At 67.1% G+C, this 25162-nt stretch carries 20 protein-coding genes; 10 read left to right on the top strand and 10 right to left on the bottom strand.

Annotation, left to right across the window (positions count from 1 at the left end):
* Positions 1–58 precede the first annotated feature (58 nt).
* From gyrA to ACX9OW_RS08220, 3 genes are all read left to right on the top strand, one after another.
* Positions 59–2773: a DNA gyrase subunit A gene (gene gyrA, locus ACX9OW_RS08230; RefSeq protein WP_065182897.1), complete on the top strand. Its 2715-nt coding sequence runs from the start codon at positions 59–61 to the stop codon at positions 2771–2773.
* A gap of 132 nt (positions 2774–2905) precedes the next feature.
* Entirely contained in the window at positions 2906–5431 is a 2526-nt protein-coding gene (locus ACX9OW_RS08225) for a membrane-bound PQQ-dependent dehydrogenase, glucose/quinate/shikimate family (RefSeq protein WP_459062168.1), read from the top strand.
* A gap of 112 nt (positions 5432–5543) precedes the next feature.
* The gene (locus tag ACX9OW_RS08220; RefSeq protein WP_459062167.1) at positions 5544–6014 is read left to right on the top strand and encodes an REP-associated tyrosine transposase; all 471 of its coding nucleotides are present in this window, start codon (positions 5544–5546) and stop codon (positions 6012–6014) included.
* Positions 6015–6029: 15 nt separating this feature from the next.
* On the opposite strand, the gene ACX9OW_RS08215 is transcribed toward ACX9OW_RS08220, so the two are convergent.
* Positions 6030–6422: a DUF3037 domain-containing protein gene (locus tag ACX9OW_RS08215; protein WP_053515475.1), complete on the bottom strand. Its 393-nt coding sequence runs from the start codon at positions 6420–6422 to the stop codon at positions 6030–6032.
* Positions 6400–7176, bottom strand: a complete 777-nt coding sequence (locus ACX9OW_RS08210) for a HipA family kinase (protein WP_053515477.1) — start codon at positions 7174–7176, stop codon at positions 6400–6402. Before ACX9OW_RS08210 ends, ACX9OW_RS08215 begins: the two co-directional genes overlap by 23 nt.
* A gap of 221 nt (positions 7177–7397) precedes the next feature.
* Here ACX9OW_RS08210 and ACX9OW_RS08205 point away from each other — a divergent pair, with 221 nt between their 5' ends.
* From ACX9OW_RS08205 to ACX9OW_RS08195, 3 genes are all read left to right on the top strand, one after another.
* Positions 7398–7727, top strand: coding sequence for a hypothetical protein (locus ACX9OW_RS08205; RefSeq protein WP_053515479.1), 330 nt, complete (start codon positions 7398–7400; stop codon positions 7725–7727).
* Positions 7728–7852: 125 nt separating this feature from the next.
* Positions 7853–10315, top strand: coding sequence for a S9 family peptidase (locus ACX9OW_RS08200; RefSeq protein WP_459062166.1), 2463 nt, complete (start codon positions 7853–7855; stop codon positions 10313–10315).
* A gap of 102 nt (positions 10316–10417) precedes the next feature.
* Positions 10418–11173, top strand: coding sequence for a hypothetical protein (locus ACX9OW_RS08195; RefSeq protein ID WP_459062165.1), 756 nt, complete (start codon positions 10418–10420; stop codon positions 11171–11173).
* A gap of 123 nt (positions 11174–11296) precedes the next feature.
* On the opposite strand, the gene ACX9OW_RS08190 is transcribed toward ACX9OW_RS08195, so the two are convergent.
* Entirely contained in the window at positions 11297–12280 is a 984-nt protein-coding gene (locus ACX9OW_RS08190; protein WP_459062164.1) for a hypothetical protein, read from the bottom strand.
* 138 nt (positions 12281–12418) lie between these two features.
* On the opposite strand from ACX9OW_RS08190, the gene ACX9OW_RS08185 reads away from it, so the two are divergent.
* Both ACX9OW_RS08185 and ACX9OW_RS08180 read left to right on the top strand, forming a co-directional pair.
* Positions 12419–13381, top strand: coding sequence for a DUF2268 domain-containing putative Zn-dependent protease (locus ACX9OW_RS08185; protein ID WP_459062163.1), 963 nt, complete (start codon positions 12419–12421; stop codon positions 13379–13381).
* 30 nt (positions 13382–13411) lie between these two features.
* The gene (locus tag ACX9OW_RS08180; protein WP_459062162.1) at positions 13412–14203 is read left to right on the top strand and encodes an SGNH/GDSL hydrolase family protein; all 792 of its coding nucleotides are present in this window, start codon (positions 13412–13414) and stop codon (positions 14201–14203) included.
* 45 nt (positions 14204–14248) lie between these two features.
* Here ACX9OW_RS08180 and ACX9OW_RS08175 read toward each other — a convergent pair whose 3' ends face one another.
* Positions 14249–14794 (bottom strand): thioesterase family protein, encoded by a 546-nt coding sequence (locus ACX9OW_RS08175; protein ID WP_065176034.1) that lies wholly within the window; start codon positions 14792–14794, stop codon positions 14249–14251.
* Positions 14795–14862: 68 nt separating this feature from the next.
* Here ACX9OW_RS08175 and ACX9OW_RS08170 point away from each other — a divergent pair, with 68 nt between their 5' ends.
* On the top strand, positions 14863–15444 hold the full coding sequence (locus ACX9OW_RS08170) for a TetR/AcrR family transcriptional regulator (protein ID WP_128987783.1): 582 nt from the start codon (positions 14863–14865) through the stop codon (positions 15442–15444).
* Positions 15445–15488: 44 nt separating this feature from the next.
* Positions 15489–15869, top strand: a complete 381-nt coding sequence (locus ACX9OW_RS08165) for a VOC family protein (protein WP_065182888.1) — start codon at positions 15489–15491, stop codon at positions 15867–15869.
* A gap of 154 nt (positions 15870–16023) precedes the next feature.
* Here the strand turns inward: ACX9OW_RS08165 and ACX9OW_RS08160 are convergent, their stop codons facing one another.
* From ACX9OW_RS08160 to hutI, 6 genes are all read right to left on the bottom strand, one after another.
* Entirely contained in the window at positions 16024–18132 is a 2109-nt protein-coding gene (locus tag ACX9OW_RS08160; protein WP_459062161.1) for a TonB-dependent receptor family protein, read from the bottom strand.
* A 149-nt stretch (positions 18133–18281) separates the two neighbouring features.
* Positions 18282–19715 (bottom strand): serine hydrolase domain-containing protein, encoded by a 1434-nt coding sequence (locus ACX9OW_RS08155; protein ID WP_459062160.1) that lies wholly within the window; start codon positions 19713–19715, stop codon positions 18282–18284.
* A 139-nt stretch (positions 19716–19854) separates the two neighbouring features.
* Positions 19855–21522 (bottom strand): urocanate hydratase, encoded by a 1668-nt coding sequence (hutU, locus tag ACX9OW_RS08150; RefSeq protein ID WP_065176029.1) that lies wholly within the window; start codon positions 21520–21522, stop codon positions 19855–19857.
* Entirely contained in the window at positions 21519–22373 is an 855-nt protein-coding gene (gene hutG, locus ACX9OW_RS08145) for an N-formylglutamate deformylase (RefSeq protein WP_459062159.1), read from the bottom strand. Before hutG ends, hutU begins: the two co-directional genes overlap by 4 nt.
* A complete protein-coding gene (hutH, locus tag ACX9OW_RS08140) occupies positions 22370–23911 on the bottom strand; it encodes a histidine ammonia-lyase (protein ID WP_053515500.1) in 1542 nt (513 codons plus the stop codon). Before hutH ends, hutG begins: the two co-directional genes overlap by 4 nt.
* A complete protein-coding gene (hutI, locus tag ACX9OW_RS08135; RefSeq protein ID WP_065176027.1) occupies positions 23908–25131 on the bottom strand; it encodes an imidazolonepropionase in 1224 nt (407 codons plus the stop codon). The genes hutH and hutI overlap by 4 nt, the downstream gene beginning before the upstream one ends.
* Between the last annotated feature and the right edge of the window lie 31 nt (positions 25132–25162).

Here is a 25162-nt window from a genome sequence, read left to right as displayed (position 1 = left end):
TGGTCACCCCCGCAGGTGTCCGCGCCGGACTGGACCGCTACCAGACAACGGAACCCGAATGGCAGAAACCGCCAAGGAAATCATCCAGGTCAACCTGGAAGACGAGATGCGCAAGAGCTACCTCGATTACGCCATGAGCGTGATCGTGGGCCGCGCGCTCCCGGATGCGCGCGATGGCCTCAAGCCGGTGCATCGCCGCGTGCTGTACGCGATGAACGAGCTCAACGCGCACAGCAACAAGCCCTACTTCAAGTCGGCGCGTATCGTCGGTGACGTCATCGGTAAGTACCATCCGCATGGCGATCAGTCGGTGTACGACACGCTGGTGCGCCTGGCCCAGCCGTTCTCGCTGCGTTACATGCTGGTCGACGGCCAGGGTAACTTCGGTTCGATCGACGGTGACTCCGCCGCGGCGATGCGATACACCGAAGCGCGCATGTCGCGCCTCGCGCATGAGCTGATGGCCGACATCGACAAGGAAACCGTCGATTTCCAGCCCAACTACGACGAGAAGGAACTGGAGCCGACGGTCATGCCGACCCGGTTCCCGAACCTGCTGGTCAACGGTTCGGCCGGTATCGCGGTGGGCATGGCGACCAACATCCCGCCGCACAACCTGAGCGAATCGATCAATGCTTGCATCGCGCTGATCGACAACCCGGAAATCGACGTCGACGGCCTGATGGAGTACATCCCGGGCCCGGATTTCCCGACTGCGGGCATCATCAACGGCACCGCCGGCATCGTCGCCGGCTACCGTACCGGCCGTGGCCGCGTGCGCATCCGCGCCAAGGCGGATATCGAAGTGGCCGACAACGGCCGCGAATCGATCATCGTCACTGAAATTCCTTACCAGGTGAACAAGGCGCGTCTGATCGAGAAGATCGCCGAGCTGGTCAAGGAAAAGAAGATCGAAGGCATCAGCGAGCTGCGCGATGAGTCCGACAAGGACGGCATGCGCATCTACATCGAGATCAAGCGCGGTGAATCTGCCGAGGTTGTGCTGAACAACCTGTACCAGCAGACGCAGATGGAATCGGTGTTCGGCATCAACATGGTGGCGCTGGTCGACGGCCGCCCGCAGTTGATGAACCTCAAGCAGATGCTGGAGGCATTCGTCCGCCACCGTCGCGAGGTGGTCACCCGCCGCACCGTGTTCGAGCTGCGCAAGGCGCGTGCCCGTGCCCACGTGCTGGAAGGCCTGACCGTCGCGCTGGCCAACATCGACGAGATGATCGAGCTGATCAAGACCTCGCCCAATCCCAACGAGGCGCGCGAACGCATGCTCGCCCGCCTGTGGGAGCCGGGCCTGGTCGGGGCCATGCTGGGTGCTGCCGGTGCCGAGGCCTCGCGCCCGGAGGACCTGCCCAAGGGCGTGGGCCTGATCGAGGGCGGCTACCAGCTGACCGAGATCCAGGCCACCCAGATCCTGGAAATGCGCCTGCACCGCCTGACCGGGCTGGAGCAGGATCGCCTGACCGACGAGTACAAGCAGCTGCTGGAAGTGATCGCCGGTCTGATCCACATCCTGGAAGATCCCGATCGCCTGCTGCAGGTGATCCGCGAGGAGCTGGTCAGCGTCAAGGCCGAGTTCGGCGACGAGCGTCGCACCGAGATCCGCCACAGCGAAGAAGACCTGGACATCCTCGACCTGATCGCCCCGGAAGACGTGGTGGTCACCCTGTCGCACGCCGGCTACGTCAAGCGCCAGCCGGTCAGCGCCTACCGCGCCCAGCGTCGTGGCGGCCGTGGCCGCAGCGCGGCGGCGACCAAGGAAGAGGATTTCATTGAACAGCTGTGGCTGGTCAACACGCACGACACCCTGTTGACCTTCACCAGTTCAGGCAAGGTGTTCTGGCTGCCGGTGTACCAGCTGCCCGAAGCGGGCTCCAACGCACGCGGCCGGCCGATCATCAACTGGATTCCGCTGGAACCGGGTGAGCGCGTACAGGCCGTGTTGCCGGTGCGCGAATACGCCGATGGCCAGTTCGTGTTCTTCGCCACGAAGAACGGCACGGTCAAGAAGACCCCGCTGGGCGAATTCGCCTTCCGTCTGGCCCGCGGCAAGATCGCGATCAACCTTGACGAGGGCGATGCGCTGGTTGGCGTCGGCCTGACCGATGGCGAGCGTGACATCCTGCTGTTCGCCTCCAACGGCAAGACCGTGCGTTTCGGCGAGGACAAGGTCCGCTCGATGGGCCGTACCGCCACCGGCGTGCGCGGCATCAGGATGCCGCCCGGCGAGGAAGTGGTCAGCCTGATCGTGGCCGAGAGTGCCGGTGGTGCCGAGGACGAGAACGAGGACGACAACGGTATCGAGGAAGCGGTCGCCAATGGCGATGCGGTGATCGACGGTGCCGACGACGCCAACCTGCAGTACATCCTCACCGCCACCGAGAATGGTTACGGCAAGCGCACCCCGCTGCCGGACTATCCGCGCAAGGGGCGTGGTACCCAGGGCGTGATCGGCATCCAGACCACCGAGCGCAACGGCAAGCTGGTCGCCGCGGTGCTGATGGGCTCCAGCGATGAAGTGCTGCTGATCTCCGATGGCGGCACGCTGGTGCGCACGCGCGGTTCGGAGATCAGCCGCGTGGGCCGCAACACCCAGGGCGTCACCCTGATCCGCCTGTCCAAGGACGAGAAGCTGCAGGCGGTGGAGCGCATGGATGCCTCGATCGACGAGGACGAGGACGAGGTGGCCGCGGTCGCCCCGGCCACGGCCGAAGGCGCCCCGGCTGCCACCGGCAGCGAGGATGCCGCGCAGGAGTGATCCGGTCGCGCTGACGAGGTACCCGACGACGCCGGCCCCGTGCCGGCGTCGTCGTATGCGGGAGCATGGAATACGCACGCGCTTCACAGCGGCGGTGGGATAAGGGCAGCATGCTGCTCCCGGAGATCGCCGATGTCCGCCACGCCGCAGTCCGTGCCGGCGCCTGTGCGCCGCCACCCCCTGGTCACGGTCCTGTCGCTGCTGCTGGTCATCCTGGGTCTGGTGATTGGGGGGCTGGGCGCATGGCTGCTCCAGCTCGGTGGCTCGGCCTATTACCTCATCGCCGGCTGTGGCCTGCTGGCCAGCGGCATTCTGCTGTGGCTCAACCGGCGCAGCGGTGCGCTGCTGTACGCGCTGGTGTTCGTCGGCACGCTGCTGTGGACGGGGTGGGAATCGGGCGGCGATTACTGGCGCTGGGTGCCACGGCTGGGGCTGGTCACCGCGCTGGGCATCGTTCTGGCGCTGCTGACGCCGACGTTGCGCGCGCCGCTGTCCAAACGGCTGTCGTGCAGCATCGCCGCCGTGTTGCTGCTGGTGTTCGTCGGCGCGTTTGCCCTGGCGTTCAGTCCGCACGGCAGCGTGGACGGCCATGCGCCGTTCCCGGAAGCAGCCTTCAGCGCGGGCCTGGAGCCGACCCGCGACACCACCGGCCTGCAGCCGGCCGACCAGCCCGCCGAGGGTGACTGGCCCGCCTGGGGCCGCAGCAACGCCGCCACCCGCTTCTCGCCGCTGCAGCAGATCACGCCCGCCAACGTGGCTACCCTGCAACTGGCCTGGCAGTTCCGCACCGGCGACCTGCCGAAGAAGCGCTGGGGGGCCGAGACCACGCCGTTGAAGATCGGCGACCGGCTGTACCTGTGCACGGCACGCAACCGCCTGATCGCCCTCGATGCCAGCACTGGCAAGGCGCTTTGGCGGTTCGATCCAAAGGTGAAGGACGCCTCCATTCCGTACACCGCCGCCTGCCGTGGGGTGTCCTACTACGAGCAGCCCGCCGTGCCGGTATTCGCCGATGCGGCATTGGCGGATGTGGCTGCCGATCTTGCCTTGCCCCTGCCACCTCCCAGCGTTCGACCGGGCGCGGCGGCGGGCGCGCGGCCTGCCTGCTGGGCGCGCGTCATCGAAGGCACGCTGGACGGACGCATCATCGCAGTGGATGCCGACAGCGGTCGGCCGTGCGTCAATTTCGGCAACAACGGCCAGATCGACATCACCCTCGACATGGGCGAGGTGCCGCCGGGCTATGTCTCGATCACCTCGCCGCCGGCCATCGTGCGCGGCGTGATCGTCACCGGCCACCAGGTGCTGGACCGGCAGCGCCGTGACGCGCCTTCCGGCGTGATCCAGGCCTATGACGCGATCACCGGCAAGCTGCGCTGGGCGTGGGACATGGAGCGGCCCGAGCGCACCGGTCCGCCGCCCCGCGAGCAGGTCTATACCCGGGGTACGCCGAACATGTGGACCACCGCCACCGGCGATGAACAACTGGGCCTGGTCTACCTGCCGTTGGGCAATGCCGCCGGCGACTACTGGAGCGGCTCGCGCAGCGAGCAACAGAACCGCTATGCCACCTCGCTGGTGGCACTCGACGTGGCCACCGGCAAGCCGGTCTGGCATTTCCAGGCCGTACGCAAGGATGTCTGGGACTACGACCTCGGTTCGCAGGCCAGCCTGATCGATTTTCCGACTGCGGCAGGCAAGGTGCCCGCGATCCTGCTGCCGACCAAGCAGGGTGACCTGTACATCCTCGACCGGCGCAACGGCCGGCTGCTGACACCCGCGGAAGAGCGCAGGGTTCCCCAGGGCGGCGTGGAACCGGAGCAGCGCTCGCCAACGCAGCTGTTCTCGCTCTATCACACCCTGCGGCGCGAGCAGCCGCTGACCGAGCGTGACATGTGGGGCATCACGCCGATCGATCAGCTGGTCTGCCGCATCCAGTTCCGCAGGGCGCACTACCAGGGCTTCTACACGCCGCCCACCAGTGATCGCCATTCCATCGAGTATCCCGGTTACAACGGTGGCTCGGACTGGGGTGGCGTGGCCATCGATACCCGCCGGGGTGTGATCGTGGCCAACTACAACGACATGCCCAACTACAACCGGCTGGTACCGCGTGCCGAGGCCGACCGACGGGGATGGCTGCCGCGTGAGCAGATCCGCGCCGACCGCGGCGCTGGCGAAGGGGCAGGCGACCCGCAGGTGGGTACGCCGTATGCCATCGACGTCAATGCAGGATGGCGGCTGCCATTGACCGGCCTGTCGTGCAAACAGCCGCCGTATGGCGGCATCCGCGCGATCGATCTGCGCACGGGCACGCTGCTGTGGGACCGGCCGTTCGGAAGCGCGCGCGGCAACGGCCCGTTCGGCATCCGCTCCGGCCTGCCGATCGAGATCGGAACGCCCAACAATGGCGGTGCGGTGATCACTGCCAGCGGCCTGGTGTTCATCGCCGCCGCGACCGACGATCTGCTGCGCGCCATCGATCTGAAGACGGGCCGGGAACTGTGGCATGCCAGGCTGCCTGCCGGGGGCCAGGCCACCCCGATGATCTACGAGCAGGGGGGACGCCAGTACGTGGTGATCGTCGCGGCAGGCCATCACTTCATGGAAACGCGTCCCGGCGATTACGTGATGGCGTTTGCCCTGCCCGAACATTGAGCATCGTTCGCGGCGGGGCCTGTCCGCCGATTCCCGGAAGCGGCGATTTCCCACCCGATGACGTGGTGTCCACCGATGCAGTAGCAGTGTGCCGGCGGGCACGCTGTTGCGCATGCCCAGCCTGTCGAACCCTGTCAGCCGCGAGCCCATCATGGGCAATGTCCATCTGCTTACCTTGACCTGCTGCAATCGGCAGCGCCTGTTCGAGAACGCGGCGCATGCGGATGTCGCGATGCAGCTGTTGGCTGCGATGGACCGCGAGGGGCTGACCACCTCGCTGGCCTGGCTTGTCATGCCCGACCACGTGCGATGGCTGGCGCAGCTGCGTGGCTATCCACCCGGATACTGCGTACAGCGCTTCAAGGCGCGCAGCAGCTTCCTGATCAACCGCCATCGCGGCCGCAACGGAGCGGTCTGGCAGGCCGGCTATTTCGATCAGGTGATCGACAATGATGCTTCGTTGCCTGTGCGGGCCCGGCAGGTGCTCGCTCACCCGGTTAGTGCGGGGCTGGCCAGGCAGGTGGGCGAGTATCCCCATGGCTGGTGTCGCTGGCCGCTGCAGGACGCCGCGATTGCGCGGTAGTGGCGGGCTGCCGTGTTACTGCGGCACCCGTACCATCTTCGTCATCAAGTGTTCGACCACACCCGCCGGGTTGGCTGTGCGGCCCACATGCGTGCTGGACATCTGCACGATCGAGCTGCGTTTGGCGGTGAGGAAATGGAAGCGTGCGCGTGCCGGAAGCTGCGCGATGGGGCCGGCGGTGGCATCGCCGCGGCAGATGGCCACGATGGCATCCAGCCACGGTTGCAGCGCCTGCTGGTCCAGCGCCGGTGCGAACGCCTGCAGGCGTGCCGGGTCGATCTCGATGGCCGCTTCCAGATGACGCGCGCCGGGACAGGACACGATCACCCCGACGTTGATGAATTCCTCGCGCTCCACCCGCGGTACAACGCGGATGACCGCATAGTCATACGTGTGCAGCGTGGGCACGGATGGCCTCCTGCACGAATACCGCACGCACCTTCAGGCGATGCTTGAGATAGTCGATGTAGCCCTGGCGGTAGGCCTGCGGGCTGTCGAACGCCGGCTCGTTGACCAGCCAGCTGTCTGGCACGAGGCCGACGATCCGCTCGATCTCGGCATCGGTCAAGCGAGCCGCCAGCTCGGCATCCACCTCGGCGATGCGGCTGGCGAACGACAGCAGCACGTGGTCGCGGATCAGCACGAACGGCCTTTCGCACGCATCGCCGGCGTTGGCCCAGTCGTGGTGGAAATACATCGCTGCACCGTGGTCGATCAGGTACAGCTGGCGGTGCCACACCATCAGGTTCGGGTTGCGCGTGGTGCGATCGACATTGCTGGTGAATGCATCGAACCAGACGATGCGCGACGCCAGGTCGGCGTCCACCGGCATGGCCGCCGGGTCGTAGTTGATCGCGCCGGGCAGGTAATCCAGGCCCAGGTTCAGGCCCTCGCTGGCGCGGATCAGTTCCTGGATCTCCGGATCCGGTTCGGTACGCGCGAACTCGCTGTCCAGTTCGACGAACAGCAGTTCGGGAATCGGCAGGCCCAGGGTACGGGCCATTTCACCTGCGATCAGTTCGGCGATCAGGGCCTTGGGCCCCTGGCCCGCACCCCGGAACTTGAGTACGGCCATGCCGTCGTCGTCGGTCTCGACCACGGCCGGCAGGGAGCCGCCCTCCCGCAGGGGCGTAATGTAACGAAGAGCATTCACGGTGCGCATGCACGCATTCTAGCGTGGCACGCGGTGCTGCATTGCATGCGCCGCAGAGCACACGCCGCGCATGCCGACGCAACGCAGGCAATGCTGAATGCACGCTGCGCAATGTGCCGCGCTTCACACGATCCTCCGGACGGCGCGGGCAACATGCTGTCCATGGCGTTCGCGGAAACGCCGCGCGGATCCTGCTCCACGATGTCTCCACCAGATGCGGAGGTACAGGGATGAGCGACCAACTGAATGCGGCACTGCCGCCTCTGGATGATGCCAAGGCCGAAGAAATGATCGGCAAGGTGGTGCTGGTGGGCGTCACCCGTTACGGCGGTGACGGGCAGGTTCAAGGGCTGGAGCAGTATGCCGGCACGGTGCTGCGCATCAGCGCGTTCGAAGGCGTGGTGCTTGCCGACGAAAACGATGGGCACGAGCGCTACCTGCCGCCCATGCTCGACCAGTACCTGCCAGCCCAGCCGGGCGAGTACTGCATGCGCTCCACCGGGATGATCGTGGTGGACCCGGACTATCTGGCCACCTGGGACCTGCACGCCCGGCAGTAGTGACCCGGCCTGCGCTTTGCCTTATCCGGTGACTAGCCCATCCGGCCCATTGAACGCGGGCCGGGCGGTGCTAGATTCGGCGCATGCCCGCTTCGCGGGCAGCCCGACACTACCAGGGGATAAGGATGCTCATCCGTCGTACCTCTCTGGCGGCTGCCATTGCCGTCGTTGCCGTCACGCTGTTGTCTGCAGGCCCGGCATGGGCCGACTATGCCAAGCCGCCGGAGCATCTGCTGAAGGTGCTGAAGGCACCGCCGCCGCCAATGCCGAACGTGGACCCCAGTGGCCAGCGTCTGTTGCTGACCACCGCGCAGACCTATCCGTCGATCAGCCGGGTGGCGCAGCCCTACCTGAAACTGGCCGGCGTGCGCCTGGAGCCGACGAACCGCAGCCGTCATGACACGCCCGGAGGCTATGGCATACCGGCCTGCGTGGCCGACTTCACCCTGGTCGAGATCGGCAGCGGCAAGGAGACCAAGGTCAACCTGCCGCAGGGCTGCGCCGGTGGCGCGCTGTGGTCGGCCGACGGCAGCCACTTCGCGTTCCAGAATGCAGTCGAGACCAGCGTGCAGCTGTGGGTGGGCGATGCCGCCACCGGTCGGGTCAAGCAGGTACCGAACGTCCAGCTGAACCCGATTTTCGGCAGCACCGTGCAGTGGCTGGGTGGCAGCCAGGCACTGCTGGTGAAGCTGGTACCGGCCAACCAGGGGCCGGCGCCGTCCAATGGCGGCGTGCCGACCGGACCCGATGCACAGGAGTCGCTCGGCAGCAGTGGCGAGAGCAGCACCTACGAGGCACGCGACACGCTGACCAGCGTGCATGATGAAGCGTTGTTCGCCTACTACGGGGCCTCGCAGCTGGCGGTGGTGGATACCGCGGCGGGCACCGTGCGAACGGTCGGCCAGCCGGCCATCTACAACGATGTCAGTGCGGCGCCAGACGGCGTGCATGTGCTGACCGAGTCGATCAAGCCACCGTTCTCGCATGCGGTTACCTACCAGCGTTTCGCCAACGACGTCGCGGTACTGGATGTCAGCAGTGGGCGCACGACCACCATCGCCCGCCTACCGTTGGCCGACCGCGTGCCGGTGCACGGCGTGCCGGAGGGGCCGCGCGGTTTCGACTGGCGCTCCACCGATCCGGCGACGCTGGTGTATGCCGAAGCACTGGACAAGGGCGACTGGAAAGTGAGTGTGCCGCACCGTGACCGCGTGCTCATGCTCAAGGCGCCGTTCACCGGCAAGCCGGTGGAGATCGCGCGTACCGCGCAGCGCTTCGAAGGCATTGCCTGGACGGCGGACCCGGCCGTGTCGTTCCAGTTCGAGAATGACGAGAACCGGCACTGGGTGCAGACCCGCATCGTCGATGTGGACAAGCCCCGGCAGGAGGGCCGCCTGTTGTGGGACATGTCCAGCGACGAGCTGTACGGCGATCCGGGCAACCTGGTGTTCAAGCGCCTGCCCAATGGCGCACCGGTGGTGCGGCAGGAAGGGACGTACGTGTTCCTGCGCGGGCAGGGCGCTTCGCCGCAGGGGGATCGCCCGTTCCTGGACCGTCTGGACCTGGCCACACTGAAGAGTGAGCGCCTGTTCCGCAGCGATGCCGATGCCTACGAGCAGTTCCTGGGCTTCAGCAATACGCCCGGCCGCTACCTGACGTGGCACCAGTCGGTGATGGACCCGCCGAACGCCTTCCTGCGCCAGCAGGGCGATGCTGTGGCGGACGCCAAGCAGGGCGAGGCGCAGTACACCTCCACCGCGACGGCCCTGACGAAGCTGGTCGACCCCACGCCTGAAGTGCGGCAGATCAAGAAGCAGCTGGTGACCTACAAGCGCGCCGACGGCGTGGACCTGTCGTTCACCCTGTACACGCCGCCCGGCTACCGGGAAGGCCAGCGCCTGCCGGCCATCCTCTACGCCTATCCGGCAGACTTCGCCAATGCCGCGCAGGCCGGGCAGGTCTCCGGTTCGCAGCAGACGTTCACCCGCCTGCAGCCGTACCGCCTGATGCTGCTGGCCGGCTACGCGATCATCGACAATGCCTCGTTCCCGATTGTCGGTGATCCCAGGAACGCCTACGACACCTACCTGGAGCAGTTGGAAGCCGATGCCAAGGCGGCCGTGGACAAGGCCGTCGACATGGGCGTGGTGGATCGCAACCGGATCGGCGTGACCGGCCACAGCCACGGCGGCCTGATGACCGCGAACCTGATCGCGCATACCACCCTGTTCAAGGCGGGCGTGGCGACCAGCGGCTCCTACAACAAGACCTTCACTCCGTTCGGATTCCAGAACGAGCGGCGTTCGGTCTGGCAGGCACAGGGTGTCTACCTGAAGGCATCGCCGTTCTTCTACGCCGACAAGATCAAGCTGCCGCTGCTGCTGGTGCATGGCGAGGACGATGCCAATCCGGGTACCGAGCCGTTCCAGTCGCGCAAGCTGTACCAGGCGATCCGTGGCAACGGCGGCACCACCCGCCTGGTGATGCTGCCGAACGAGCCGCACTGGTATACGGCGCTGGAGTCGAACGAGCAGCTGGTGGCGGAGATGCTCAACTGGTTCGACACCTACGTGAAGAACGCCAAGTGAGGAATGGAAAGGCCGCCCTCGGGCGGCCTTCCTGCATCCTGTGGAGCCGAGCCATGGTCGGCTGCTGTGGTACAGAGCCGGGGAAGTCACATGAAGGCATGGATGTTGGCGCTCGCTCCGCTGTTGGTTTCTCCTGTGGCCATGGCGGTCCAGCGGCCGATGAGCGTGCACGTCACGTACGACTGGTCTGGCTGGGGTTCCGTATCTGAGCGCTGGGTCATCCGGCGCGATGCCTACGGCGTGACCACCCGTGTACAGGTGGTTGACGCGCCCGACGTGCAACTGCGGGTGCCGGAGCTGCTGCCGTTCGGCGCGATGTCAGCGTTCGAGGCTGCGCTGCAGGCAGCGCCGTTGACCCGCGACGCCACGGTGGATCTGATCGCTTCGCGGCTGGACCGGTCCACCATGCTGACGCTGGATCCACAGCTGCGCAGCACGCCGCCGGCCAGATGCTCGTTCGCCCAGCAGCAGGCCTGGGCACGCCGGGCGGTGGCCGGGCAAGGTCTGCAGGAGCGCGTTGCAGCGCATTTCCGCGGCCTCTGGACTGACGACCATCCCAGCATGACCGTGGTCGTAAGCCGTCCGGGCCGCCCGGAAACCGTGCTGGTGTCCACATCCCAGTACGCGATGATGCTGCCATGGAAGCGCGTGTCATCGACGAACTTCGACCAGCACGTTCTGGCAGGCGCGCAGGAGCAGTGGCGTCCGGCGTTGAGCGATGCACTGATGGCGCTGCTGCCTGCGGGGGAACCCAGCCGCGAACGTTTCAGGATCAGCTGGTTGCAGAACAGATTACGAGACGACATTGCCCAGGAGGCGCTGCGTTGCGGGGCGCTGCGCAAGGAAACCGCAGATTGATCATCCACGGATGCTCTGCGATCAGCGGTGCAGACTCGACAGCGACAGGTCGATCGCGGTGCGGCCGGACAGGCGCCCCAGCAGGGAAGTTGTCCGTGGAGAGCGCTGCCTGGGCATCCGCGCTCACGCCAGTGGCAGGCGGTCCTGCGCGTGCGAAAGGCGATCATGCAGGTCGCGCACATGCTCGGCCCTGGCATGTACCCGGGTGGTGTCACCGAAGCTGCGCAGATAGGCGCAGGCAGCGAAGCCGTCACTCTTGCTTTCATACTCCGTAATCCAGGCCAGTCGGTCCGGATTGTCGGCCTGCTCGGCCGACCACGCGGCGGTGGGCGGGCGGATGCGGTACTTCAGGCCGACACGCCATGGTTTCGGTGTCAGCCGGGCCCGGAAGCAGTGCTGCAGCCGGCACATGCGCGCGTACAGCGTGTCGGCGCCCAGTGCGTTGAAGAACGCCTGCAGCGCCTCGTCGCCGGGGGAGAACGTGGCATGCATGGCCAGTATCCGCAGCCCGGCCGGCGTCCGGTACGCGCGCAGATGCCAGTCCGGGTGCTGCCTGCTGAAGTCCGCAACCCGCTGCAGGGCCACGCCCTCGGCGCCACCGGCAGCGGCCAGGCGACGCCTGCGTTGCATCAGCATCGCGGTATTCACCAGAGCCACGGCTGCCACGCCCAGTACCAGCCCCACCAGCCAGTGCCAGAGCAGGGTGCCGATGAGGGCAACGGCGGGCAGCAGGGCCGCCGCGATGATGGCGGGCATCACACATCCTGCCGGTGGTTGCGGGTGGTCAATGTCGGCGAACAGGACGTCCGGAGTGTTCAGGCACAGAGCACCGTAGCTGTTGCGGGTGATCACCACGCCGCCATCGCGCTGCACGATCTGCTCGCGGATCGGCACGCCTTCCACGCCGTAGTTGCTGCGGACCTCGCGGCGCGGCAGTGCCTGCCCGGCGAGGATGGCATTGAGCGCTTCGTTGGCCCGGCGCTCGGCGTGTGCCTGAGCGTCGGCAGGGCTTGTGTCGGACCATCCGAAGCGACGCACGACCACCGGCCGGCCGCGGAAACGGGCGTGCAGGCGGGCTTCGGCCCAGTACGCGGGAACGATCATCATCGTGCGGTGCGCCATCATCCATGGCAGATGCCGAGGTGAGTCTGGCACAGGGGCGTAACGGCCGCACCCGCCTGCTGCGGCGAAGGGGGCGCAGTGATAGATTGCCTGCCTGGCATTGTCTCCACCAAGGACGGATCGATGTTCGTTTCCCTGCGTGGCCTGCTTGCCCTGGCGCTGGCCGGGACGGCCGGCGTGGCCCATGGTGCAGCGCCCGGGCCCGAGATCCTGATTTCCGACGCCAGCCGCTTCTATGCCCTTTACGACACAACCGATGGCCAGCCCAGCGTCGCCCAGTTGGCGCAGTACCTGGCCGAAGGGACGCCCAGCCTGGGCGAGTTCGCGAGCCGGCGACGGGTCACCGCCGAGCGCATCGCCGACGCCATGCGTCGCGACCCGGCGATGTACGCCAACGGCCGGACCTGCCTGGTTGAACTGCCTGCGGTACGCCAGCGGCTGGTGCAGGTGTTTGCCAATCTGCAGGCGATCTATCCGCAGGCGAGGTTTCCACCGGTCGCGATCATGGTCGGGCGCGGCCGCCCGGTCGGCCTGACCCATCCAGGGGGCGTGCTGATCGGGCTGGAAGCCCTTTGCGCGGCTGACTTCATGAACCCCAATGTGCAGGACCGCTTCGTGCATGTGATCGCGCACGAGTACGTGCACATCCAGCAGACCGGTGCGATCGATTTCGAGCAGGGCGATCCGCGTGCGACGGTGCTGCGCCTGTCACTGGCCGAAGGCGTGGCCGAGTTCATCACCGAACTGGTTTCCGGCAACGTCGGCAACGGACGCCAGGCGGCATGGACGCGGGGCAGGGAAGTGCATATCGAAAGTGCATTCGCGCTGGACCTGGACAGTACCGATCTGTCGCCCTGGCTGTACAACTACACGCCCGGTTCCGACGCGCCCTACGATCTGGGCTACTGGGTGGGCTACCGCATCGCCAAGGCGTACTACCTGCAGGCCAGGGACAAGCGCGAAGCGGTACGCGCCCTGATCGAACAGGACGATCCGAAGGCGATCTTGGCGGCCAGTGGCTGGACGCCGGGCATGTGGATGCCGGCGAAGGTGACTGGCGTGGCCGCGCGCGCTGCGGCACGCTGAGTGCGGAACAGAACGCTACGGGAGATCGGCATGCGCATTCCTGCTTTGACGGCCGGCGCCATCGCGCTGGCATTGGCGATGACCGGCGGCGTGAACGCGGCCGAGGCACCCGCCATCAACCCGCTGCTGACACGGCCAGTGGAGCAGCTGCGGCCGGACGAAGTCCGTTTCATGCAGCAGCGTCTGGCGGATTGGCCACAGCTGCAGCGCTATCGTGACGCCAACGCAGCACTGCCTGCTGCCCGGCCCGGAAAGCCACGCGTGGTGTTCTACGGCGACTCGATCACCGAGGGCTGGGGGGCTGAGGGCAGTGCCGCCTTCTTCCCCGGCAAGGGGTATCTCAATCGTGGCATCGGGGGCCAGACCACGGCGCAGATGCTGGTTCGCTTCCCGCAGGATGTGCTTGCGCTGCATCCCCAGGTGGTGGTGATCCTGGCCGGCACCAACGATATCGCCGGCAATACCGGCCAGGCCACGCAGGCGATGATTGAGGACAACGTGCAGGCGATGGTGGCGCTGGCGAAAGCGCAGGGCATCAGCGTGGTGCTGGCCTCGGTGCTGCCGGTCAGCGAGTACCCCTGGATGCCTGGTATCGAGCCCGCCGCGAAGGTGCGTGCATTGAACCGTGCACTGAAACGCCATGCCGACGAACAACAGCTGGTCTACCTGGACTACCACACGCCGTTGGCCAACGCGCAGGGCGGTCTGGATGCCGACCTGGCCGGCGACGGCGTGCATCCCACCACGAAAGGCTACGCGGTGATGGCACCGCTGGCCGAGGCTGCGATCAACCAGGCACTGGCGAGGCGCGCCGCCCGGTGATGGTCGGCAGGACCATGCCGCAGGTCGGGCTGTGCTGGTGGGAACTCAGTCGTCGTCGCGCTTCAGCGCAGCGTCGGCAGCCAGCAGAGCTTCGGCGGCGGCGCTGAGTGCGGGGGAGGGTGGCAGCGGCGAACCGATGGCGTCCATCATCTGCTGCATGCCCACGAATGCACGCGCGCGGCGATCATAGATGCCGGTGACCAGCAGGGCGCGCGTGGCGATCTTCTGGCCGTCGCCGACCAGCACGCGCTGCTCCATGATCACGCGCGTGCCGACCCAGCCGGCCAGGCGTGTTTCCAGGGTGAAGCGCTGGAATGGCCGGAGCTCGCGGCGGAACTGGATGGTGCCGGCGCCGACGATCGGCGCCCATTTCTCGCGCAGCGCCACCTTGCCCAGGCCCATGCGCAGGATCAGGTCCAACCGGCCCAGATCGAAGATGTTCCAGTAGCGGCCGTTGGTCATGTGCAGGTTGCTGTCCAGATCGTTGGGCAGCACCCGGAACTGCAGCCGCGACACGCCGAAAGGCGCCTCCAGCCTGGGCCGGAACAGACTGCACAGCAGCAGATGGAGCAGGCGGAACCAGAGATTCATGATTATTACGGGTGTTATAGAATCGACGGTACGCTAGTCTATGACGACTGTCTTAGCAAGGCGCAGCCATGAGTCCGCGAACGTCCGACGCTCCCCAGCGCGTGATCGATGCCGCCGCGCAGATGCTGGCTCGGGTCGGGCTGAACGCAACCAGCATCCGTGAAGTGACCAAGCTGGCCGACGCGCCGCTGGGTTCCACCTACCATCACTTTCCCGGCGGCAAGCAGGAGCTGCTGGCGCGCGCCACGCTTATGGCCGGCGACAAGGTGGAAGCGCTGCTGGTGGCGCTGCTGAAGGGCGGCGCAGTGCAGGGCCTGCAGCAGTTCCTGGCGATGTGGCGCGAGCGCCTGCTGCGCTCCGGGTTCCGCGCGGGTTGCCCGGTGCTGGCCGCTGCCGTTGAGGAGCCGATGGACGCAGTGCCGAGCCAGCCCCGCGCGGCAGCTGCCGAGGTGTTCGTGCGCTGGCACGATCATCTCGCCACGGCGCTCGTCGCCGAAGGACATGCGCCAGCCGCTGCGGGTGAGCTGGCCAGCCTGGTGATTGCCAGCGTGGAAGGCGCGGTGGCGATGTGCCGCGCGCTGCAGGATATCGCTCCGTTTGACCAGGTCGCCGCGCAGCTGCTCAGGGCTGTCGCGCCACCTGCGCGCTAGAATCAACGCGAACGCGCTGCTGCGTGCCCGGCAAGGACGTCCCCATGTTGCACCACCTCTCCCTCGGCGTCCGTGACCTCGATGCCGCAGGCCGCTTTTACGATGCCGCACTCGCCACGCTTGGGTTTCGTCGGGTCTTCGAGGACGAGACCGCGATCGGTTATGGGGTGGTCGATGATGAGGATGCGCTGTGCCTGAAGCTGCGTGATGACGCCGCAGCGCCGGGTCCCGGTTTCCACGTAGCGTTTGCCGCGGACTCGGCAGCGGCCGTGGATGCCTTCCACGCAGCCGCCGTGGCCAACGGGGGCGCTGACAACGGTGCGCCCGGGCCGCGCCCCGATTACGGAGACTTCTACTACGCGGCGTTCGTGGTCGACCCCGATGGCCATCGCATCGAAGCGGTGACCAAGGCGCGGCCGGAGTGACGCAGCCAGGTCTTTCGGCGCCCGCACGCTGACAAGCACAAGCGCACGCAGCAGCTCACGCCAGCGATGGTTCGCGCGGTGGGACGCTGCCGGGTACGTCGTCGAAGTGGCTGAAACGACGACGCCGGATCACACCCGGCGCCGCCCGGGGCGATCAATCGAAACGCCAGCGCACGCCTGCATAGATGCCCCGGCCTTCGCCAGGCGTGGAGCGGGCGACATCCTTGCCGGCGTCGTCGTAGCCCGGCGTGACCGTGGCCGCGTAGTGGCGGTTACCGAGGTTGCGCATCTCCGCCCACGCCTGCCAGCGCCCACCGGGTGCGTCGTAGCCGATGCGGCTGCCGAAGATCACGTGGCTGTCGGCCCAGTAGCTGTTGGCGTAGTCCACCGCGATGCGCGAGGCGTATTCGGTGTTCAGCGCGGCGTACAGGCCGGAGGCATGATCGAAGCGCAGCTCGGCCTGGTAGCTGTGGCGCGGCAGGCCCGGCAGGCGGTTGCTGCCGAAGCGCGCGTCGTGGCGGTAACGGAAATCACTGAAGGTGTACGCTTGGCGCAACGACAGACGCCCCGGCGCGGCCTGCCACAGCGTGCTGTCCAAACCGGCTTCGATGCCGCGGTGAACGGTGGGGCTGGCGTTGTTTTCTGCGATGAACAGGTTCGGCACCGGTTGCAACTCCACGCTCAGCAGCTCGTGGTTCACGTGCGCGTAGTAGCCGGTCAGTTCCCAGCGACCCAGCGCCGCGTTACCGCGCGCGCCCAGTTCCAGCGTGGTGGCGGTCTGGTTCTGCATCGGCACCGGCGCGCGCTGGCGCCCGCTGGACGGTCCGTTGCCCGGCCCGAAGTATTGGTTCGAGCCCCAGATCATCGACCATGGATGCGGCGCTTCCACCGAGCGGCTGAGGTTGCCGAACCACTGGGTCTGCGCGCTGTGCTGCCAGGTCAAGCCCAGTCGCGGTGCGTAGTCCCAGTCGTGGTCGCGCAGGCGGCCGCCACTGCTCGGCCAGGTCACCTGCACATCGCGGCGGGTGTTGATCAACGCCAGCCCGGTCTGCATGCGCAGGCGGTCATTGAAGGCGAGGGTATTGCTGACGTGCAGTGTGCTGTCGGTGCCGTGGTGGCGGAAGTCACGCGTGCGCGTACCGGCGGCATAGCCGTTGCTGGCAAAGCGCAGCGACTCGCGCACATCGGCGTCCAGATCGTGGGTGACGCGCAGACCGATCGTGGTTTGGCTGTCCAGGCCGAACAGCCGGTGGCGGTGGTGGTAGTCCAGCGTGGCGTTGAGGTTGGCGTAATCCAGCTGCTGGCGGTACAGGCTCTCGTTCAAGTCCATCGGATACGTGTGATAGACCAGCCCGGCCTGCAGCGAAGAATCCTCGTCGATCTGCAGCGTGGTGACATTACCGACCCAGGTACTGCCCGGCTGCGGGCGGCGCGCACCGATGGCCAGGTTGGCCCCGTTCGCCGCATGCGGATCGTTGCGGATCTGATCGCGGGTCAAGCGACCGGGCGTTTCGTGATTGGTTTCGCGGTAGCGAACGAAGAAACGCGTCTGCAGGTCGGGCGTGATCTGCCAGCCGAGGTTGGCCATCGCGCCCTTGCCGTCACCGCGCGCATGGCGCTGATAACCATCGAACTCGGTATCGGTGTAGGCCAGGAAGTAATCGAGATCTCCGTTGACACCGCCCCAGCTGATGCCGCGTTTCTGGTAGCCACGGCTGCCCGCTTCGTAGTGCAGCTGCACGCCGGCCGAATCACGGCCGCTGCGGCTTACATAGTCGATGGCACCGCCCAGCGCCAGCGCGCCGCGCTCGAAGCCGTTGGCGCCGCGCAGGACTTCCACGCGCGACAGCCAGAGGGGTTCCAGCAGTTCGTAAGGCGTGCCACCCGGGCCGGTCAGTGGCAGGCCGTCGATCGACACCGCAATGCCTGAGGCATGCGCGCCGGGGCCCCGGTTGATGCCCGAGCCCCGGATCGAGATCTTGGTGCCCTCATTGCCCGGCGACTGCGCGCTGATGCCCGGTTGGTAGGCCAGCACATCGGCATTGCTGGACAGCCGGCTGTCGGCCTTGGCCACGTCGATGACGTTGCCGGCGCCGGGTACGCGCTTCAGCGCTTCGCGTGCCTGTGCGCTGGCATCGGCCGCAGTGACCTGCACGGCATCAAGGGTGGTGGCCTGCGGGGCGGCCTGGGCGGTCGAGGCCAGGCCAAACGAGACGGCCAGGAACAGCAGCGACGGGGTAGGGCAGTAAGGCGCGAGCGACATGCGGAAATGCTGTAAACCACGAAAGTGGCGCGCAAGTTAACAGGTCGACGGCGCCACGTCACCCATCACCGGCGTATGGGGCTGGTGCACCTGTAGAGCCGAGCCCATGCTCGGCTGCTTTTTTTACGGAGCCGAGCATCGGCTCGGCTCTACAAAGACGGTTTCGCCAGCGCCTTCGACTTCGCATACAGCCGCTCTGCGACATCCTTCTCACCCAATGCCGCATGACACTCGGCCAGGCTGTCCCACACATTGGCCGAATCCGGATACAGCTCGGTGTTGAGGGCGAATACCTTCAACGCGCTGCGCGCACCGAGGTTCGCGAAGATGGCGTAGCCATCGCTGTTGATCGCACGTTCCAGCTCGCTGCCAGTGACGCCGTGGTCGTCGCGCAGCCAGGCCCGCATTGCCTGTGCAGCCCCTGCGTCATCGTCCAACGCATAGGCAATCAGGCGTTCGGACAGCGCAGCGTGCGGAAACACCTTGGGTGCGGCGACGGCCATCGTGCTCTCCACCAGGGTGCTCGACCAGACGTTGCGGGCGCTGCCGTTGGTGAGATACACGAACAGCCAGTAGCCGCTGGCCAGGGTGCCCTTGTACGCCAGCCGCGCGCGCACGCGGGTGCCACCATCATGACCGACCTGGGTGTAGCCATCGCTGCGCGTGGTATCCCAGCCGGTGGAGAAGAAATTGCTGCGGCCCTCGGTCAGCCTCTGCGGCTGCCAGAGCTTTTCCAGTGTTGCCGTACGCAGCAGCTTGCCGGTGGCCAGCGCCTGCAGGAAACGGTTCATGTCGCCCACGCTGGTCTGCAGGTCGGCATGGCCCCAGCCGTAGTCCGGCCACGGATCTTCGTTGGCCGGCTGCAGCTGCCCATCCTTGCCGATGTACGGCACGGCCGCGCGCAGGGCTGGCACGCTGGCGACACCCCACGAGGTGCTGGCCATCTTCAACGGCTGCAGGATGCGTTCGCGGGCGATCGCCGGGTAGGGCCTGCCGTAATGCGTTTGCAGCAATGCGGTCAGCACCAGATAGTTGGCCTGCGTGTACTGCACGCGGCTTCCGGTGGCGAACTGCATCGGTGCCGCGCCGGCCACCTTCAGTGCAGCGGCAAGATCTGGCGCCACACCGGTGTAGCCCTTGCTCACCCAGCGGTTGTCCACCCGCTCGTAGTACTCGCCGATACCAGAGCTGTGGTTGAGGAAATCACGCACACGGATCGCCTGCCATGCTGCGGGCAAGTCCGGCACGTAGCGGCTGGCGGGTGCATCCAGATCCACCTTGCCCTCATCGACCAGCTGCATCACCAGCGTGCTGGTCAGCAGCTTGGCCATAGACTGCGCGGCGAAGATGGTATCGACGGTGGCCGGTGAATGGGTAGCGGGATCACGTTCACCGCTGGCGCCCTGGTACAGCACCTGGCCGTTGTGTGCGACCAGTACCGCCTGGCCGGCGATGCCATAGCGTTCGCGGTTGGCCTGCAACTGCGCATCCATCCGGGTCGGCAGATCGTTGCGAACATCCCCCGCCAGAGCAGGCAGGGCAACGGTCAAGGCACAGAAGAGCGCGGCAAGGGCGCGGTACATCGCGATGATCCGTCAGTGGCGATGGCGCATCTTGGTCAGCGGCGGGGGCGGGGTCAAGCGCATGGCGCCGGACCATGCCCGGCGTCGCAGGTACCGTGCAGGTAGCGCCGGGCCATGCCCGGCGACACCCGGGTCACGATCAGCTCAGAATGCCCGGCAGGTCCAGCCCCTTTTCCTTCGCGCACTCCAGGGCAATCTCATAGCCGGCATCGGCGTGGCGCATCACGCCGGTGGCCGGGTCGTTCCACAGCACACGACCGATGCGCTTGGCGGCCGCCTCGGTGCCATCGCAGACGATGACCATGCCGGCGTGCTGCGAGAAGCCCATGCCGACGCCGCCGCCGTGGTGCAGCGATACCCAGGTCGCACCGCTCGCGGTGTTGAGCAGCGCGTTCAGCAGCGGCCAGTCGGAGACTGCGTCGGAGCCGTCGGCCATGGCTTCGGTTTCGCGGTTCGGCGAAGCGACGCTGCCGCTGTCCAGGTGGTCGCGGCCGATCACCACCGGCGCCTTCAGCTCACCGTTGGCGACCATTTCGTTGAAGGCCAGCCCCAGCCGATCGCGGTCACCCAGGCCCACCCAGCAGATGCGCGCCGGCAGACCCTGGAACTTGATCTTCTCGGCGGCCATGTCCAGCCAGCGGTGCAGGTGCGGGTTGTCCGGAATCAGCTCCTTCACCTTGGCATCGGTCTTGGCGATGTCTTCCGGATCGCCACTCAGCGCGGCCCAGCGGAACGGGCCGATGCCGCGGCAGAACAGCGGACGGATGTAGGCCGGGACGAAGCCGGGGAAATCGAAGGCATTGGCCACGCCTTCTTCCAGCGCCATCTGCCGCAGGTTATTGCCGTAATCGACGGTCGGCACGCCCAGTGCGTGGAAGCCGAGCATGGCGCGGATATGGTTGGCCATCGAGGCGCGCGCGGCCTTTTCCACTTCCTTCGGTGCGGAAACCCGCTTCTCGTCCCATTGTTCGACGGTCCAGCCCTGCGGCAGGTAGCCGTTCACCGGGTCGTGCGCGGAGGTCTGGTCGGTCAGCAGGTCCGGCTTCACGCCGCGCTTGAGCAGTTCGGCCAGCACATCGGCAACGTTGCCGAGCAGGCCCACCGATTTCGGCGTGCCCGCCTTGCAGGCTTCATCGATCAGGCGCAGGGCTTCGTCCAGGTTGTCGGTCCAGGTGTCCAGGTAGCCGGTGCGCAGGCGCATGTCGATGCTGCTCCTGCGGCACTCGACCGCCAGGCAGGAGGCACCCGCCATCACTGCCGCCAGCGGCTGCGCGCCGCCCATGCCGCCCAGGCCGCCGGTGAACAACCACTTGCCGGTGAGATCGCCGCCGAAGTGCTGGCGGCCCATTTCCACGAACGTCTCGTAGGTGCCCTGCACGATGCCCTGGGCGCCGATGTAGATCCAGCTGCCGGCGGTCATCTGGCCGTACATGGCCAGGCCCTTCTTATCCAGCTCGTTGAAGTGGTCCCAGTTGGCCCAGCGCGGCACCAGGTTGGAGTTGGCGATCAGCACGCGCGGCGCATCGGCATGCGTGCGGAACACGCCCACCGGCTTGCCCGACTGCACCAGCAGGGTCTGGTCATCGTCCAGGCGCTTGAGCGTTTCGACGATGGCATCGAAGCTCTCCCAGTCGCGCGCGGCGCGGCCGATGCCGCCGTACACCACCAGTTCCTGCGGCCGTTCGGCCACGTCCGGATGCAGGTTGTTCATCAGCATGCGCAGCGGTGCTTCGGTCAGCCAGCTCTTGGCGTTGAGCGTGGTGCCGGTCGGTGCGGCAAGGGTGCGGGACGGGTCGTTGCGGGTCATGCGGCGCTCCGGTTCGTAGCAAATTCAAGGCAGGCATTGAGCACCTGCGCCAGGGTGTGGCGCAGCGGTGCGGCGTGGTCGGGATCGAGCGGGGTGGGCCAGCTGTGCTCGTCCACCTGGTCCGGCAGGGGTTCGTGCATGTAGCCGCGGCAGGCCAGCTCCATCTGCAGGCTGTGCACGCCGCCGGCCACGTTGCTGTAGTGGCGGGTGATCCAGCCGCCCTTGAAGCGGCCGTTGCGCACCTGGCTCATGCCGCTGATCTTCAGCAGGTTCTCCACCACGTCGCTCAGTGCGTTGTCGCAGGAGGTATCCGGTGCGCCGGACGGACCGGCGGTGCCGAGATTGAACTGCGGCAGTTCACCGTCGAACAGGTGTGGAATGTGCGAGCGGATCGAGTGCGCGTCATACACCACCACGGTGCCGTGACGTGCGCGCAGCCGCGCGATCTGCGCGGCCAGCGCGTCATGGTAAGGCGCGAAATAGGTGTCCCGACGGCGCGCGATCTCCGCTTCGTCCGGCTCGCGCCCGGCCTGGTACAGCGGCTGGTTGTCGAAGGTGGTCAGCGGGCACAGGCCGGTGGTGTTCTGGCCCGGGTACAGCGATACCCCGCTGGGATCGCGGTTGAGATCGATCACCGAACGCGAGATCGCCGACCGCACGGTGGTCGCGCCCATGCCGCGTGCGAAGTCGTACAGTTCGTGCACCCACCAGTCGGCGTCGCGACGCGCCAGCCACGGCGAGTGATAGTCGCCGATCAGATCGTGCGGCAGCTCGCTGCCGGTATGCGGGAAGCTGACGATCAGCGGGGCATCGCCCTCGTGCACCGTCAGCCATTCGGGGTGGGCATTCATGCCTGCGGCTCCACGGTCGGAAGGACAGCTTCCAGGCCCCGTGCCAGCGCGCCGCTGCGCACGAGCGAGGTGGCAACCACCATGTCCGGGTGGAAGTAGCGGTCGTCCTGCAGGGTCGGCACCTGCGCGCGCAGGGTGGCGCGTACGTTCTCCAGTGCAGCGCTGGAGCGCAGCGGCGCATGGAAGTCACAGCCCTGTGCGGCGGCGAGCAGTTCGATGCCGATCACATTGGCCGCGTTCTCGGCCATCTGCATCAGCCGGCGCGCACCGTGCGCGGCCATGGACACGTGGTCTTCCTGGTTGGCCGAGGTCGGGATCGAATCCACACTGGCCGGATAGGCCCGCTGCTTGTTCTCGGACACCAGCGCGGCGGCGGTCACCTGCGGAATCATGAAGCCGGAATTCAGGCCGGGGCGCGGGGTCAGGAAAGCCGGCAGGCCGGACAGTGCCGGATCCACCAGCATGGCCAGGCGGCGTTCGCTGATCGAACCGATCTCGCACACCGCCATCGCCAGCATGTCGGCCGCGAAGGCCACCGGCTCGGCGTGGAAGTTGCCGCCGGACAGCGCCTCGCCGGTGTCGGTGAACACCAGCGGATTGTCGGACACGCCGTTGGCTTCGATTTCCAGCGTGGTGGCGGCCTGGCGCAGGATGTCCAGTGCCGCACCCATCACCTGCGGCTGGCAGCGCAGGCAATACGGATCCTGCACCCGCACGTCGTTGTCGCGATGCGATTCACGGATGCCCGAGTCCTGCATCAGCGTGCGCAGCGTGGCGGCCGTGGCGATCTGTCCGCGCTGGCCACGAATGGCATGGATGCGCGGATCGAACGGTGTATCCGATCCCTTTGCCGCTTCCACCGACAGTGCGCCGGTGACCAGCGCGGCCTGGAACACGGTCTCGATTTCGAACAGGCCGGCCAGTGCATAGGCGGTGGAGAACTGGGTGCCATTGAGCAGGGCCAGGCCTTCCTTTGCGCCCAGTTCAACCGGCTGCAGGCCGGCCCGCGCCAGTGCGTCCCGGGCCGGCAGCCGCTCATCGCCGATGAAGGCTTCGCCCACGCCCAGCATCACGCTGGCCAGGTGCGAAAGCGGTGCGAGGTCACCCGATGCGCCGACCGAGCCCTGCGCCGGCACCACCGGCAACACGCCCTTGACCAGCATCGCCTCCAGCAGCAGCAGCGTCTCCTCGCGCACACCGGAAGCCCCCTGGGCCAGGCTGACCAGCTTCAGCGCCATCATCAGCCGCACCACGCTGGCGGGCATCGGCTCACCCACGCCTGCGGCGTGCGAAAGAACAATGTTCCGCTGCAGCGTGGCCAGGTCTTCGCGCTCGATGCGCACGCTGGCCAGCTTGCCGAAGCCGGTATTGATGCCGTACACCGGCGCACCCTTGGCGACGATGGCCGCCACGGCGGCGGCACTGGCGCGTACCACCGGCAGCGCCGCCGGATCCAGCGCAAGCGGCGCACCGCGATAGACCTGTCGCCACTGGGCGAGGGTGACATGGCCGGGGCGAAGAACCAGGGTGTTGCTCATGTGTTGCTCCAGGAGGCAGGCAGGTCGGGCTGACCGCGCACCACGCGCGCGTGCAGCGGGTTGAATCCAATGCGGTAGACCAGGTCGGCGGGCGCGTCGATGTCCCAGATCGCCAGGTCGCAGTCCATGCCCACGGCCAGGCGCCCGATGCGGTCGCCATGGCCCAGCGCACGCGCTGCTTCGCGGGTGAAGCCGGCGATGCACTCGTCCACCGTCAGGCGGAACAGGGTCGCGCCCATGTTCATCGCCAGCAGCGGGCTGGTCAGCGGCGAGGTGCCCGGGTTGCTGTCGGTGGCCAGTGCCAGCGGCACACCCGCTGCACGCAGCGCGGCAATCGGCGGCGGGGTGGTATCGCGGGTGAAATAGAACGCGCCCGGCAGCAGCACGGCAACGGTGCCGGCCGCCGCCATCGCGGCGATGCCGGCGTCATCCAGATGTTCGATGTGATCGGCCGACAGCGCGCCGAAGCCGGCGGCAAGCTCTGCGCCGTGCTGGTTGCTCAACTGCTCGGCATGGATCTTCACCGCCAGTCCGTTCGCGCGTGCGGCGTCGAACACCTGCCGCGCCTGCGCAGGGGAGAATGCGATGTTCTCGCAGAACACGTCCACGGCTTCGGCCAGGCTCTCGGCCGCGATGGCCGGAATCATCACGTCGCAGACCTCGTCGATGTACTCCTGCGCCTGGCGGCCCGGGGGAACCGCATGGGCGCCCAGGAAGGTCGGCACCACATTCACCCGGCATTCCTCGCCCAGCGCGCGTGCGACCTGCAGCTGCTTGCGCTCGTCGTCCAGGGTCAGGCCGTAGCCGGACTTGATCTCGATCGTGGTCACGCCCTCGGCGCGCATCGCCAGCAGGCGAGGACGGCTCTCGGCGGCAAGCTGGGCTGGCGTTGCGGCGCGGGTGGCGCGCACGGTGGAGACAATGCCGCCGCCCGCGCGGGCGATGTCGGCATAGCTCACACCCTGCAGGCGCTGCTCGAATTCGTTGGCGCGGTTGCCGGCGTAGACCAGGTGGGTGTGGCAGTCGATCAGGCCGGGCGAGACCCAGCGGCCTTCGCCGTCGATGCGGGTGGTCGGCTGCAGATGGGCATCGCTGCCGGCTGGGCCGACGTGGACGATGCGGCCGCCCGCGCAGGCCAGCACGCCGTCACGGAGGACACCCAGGCCCTCACCGTCGAGGGTGATCAGATGGACGTTGGACCAGAGGATATCGACATGCATGGCATCCACACTGCGGCTGTGCTTATATGTC

It is taken from the genome of Stenotrophomonas genospecies 5 (assembly GCF_054473825.1).
This window is presented reverse-complemented; position numbering and strand designations above follow the sequence as displayed.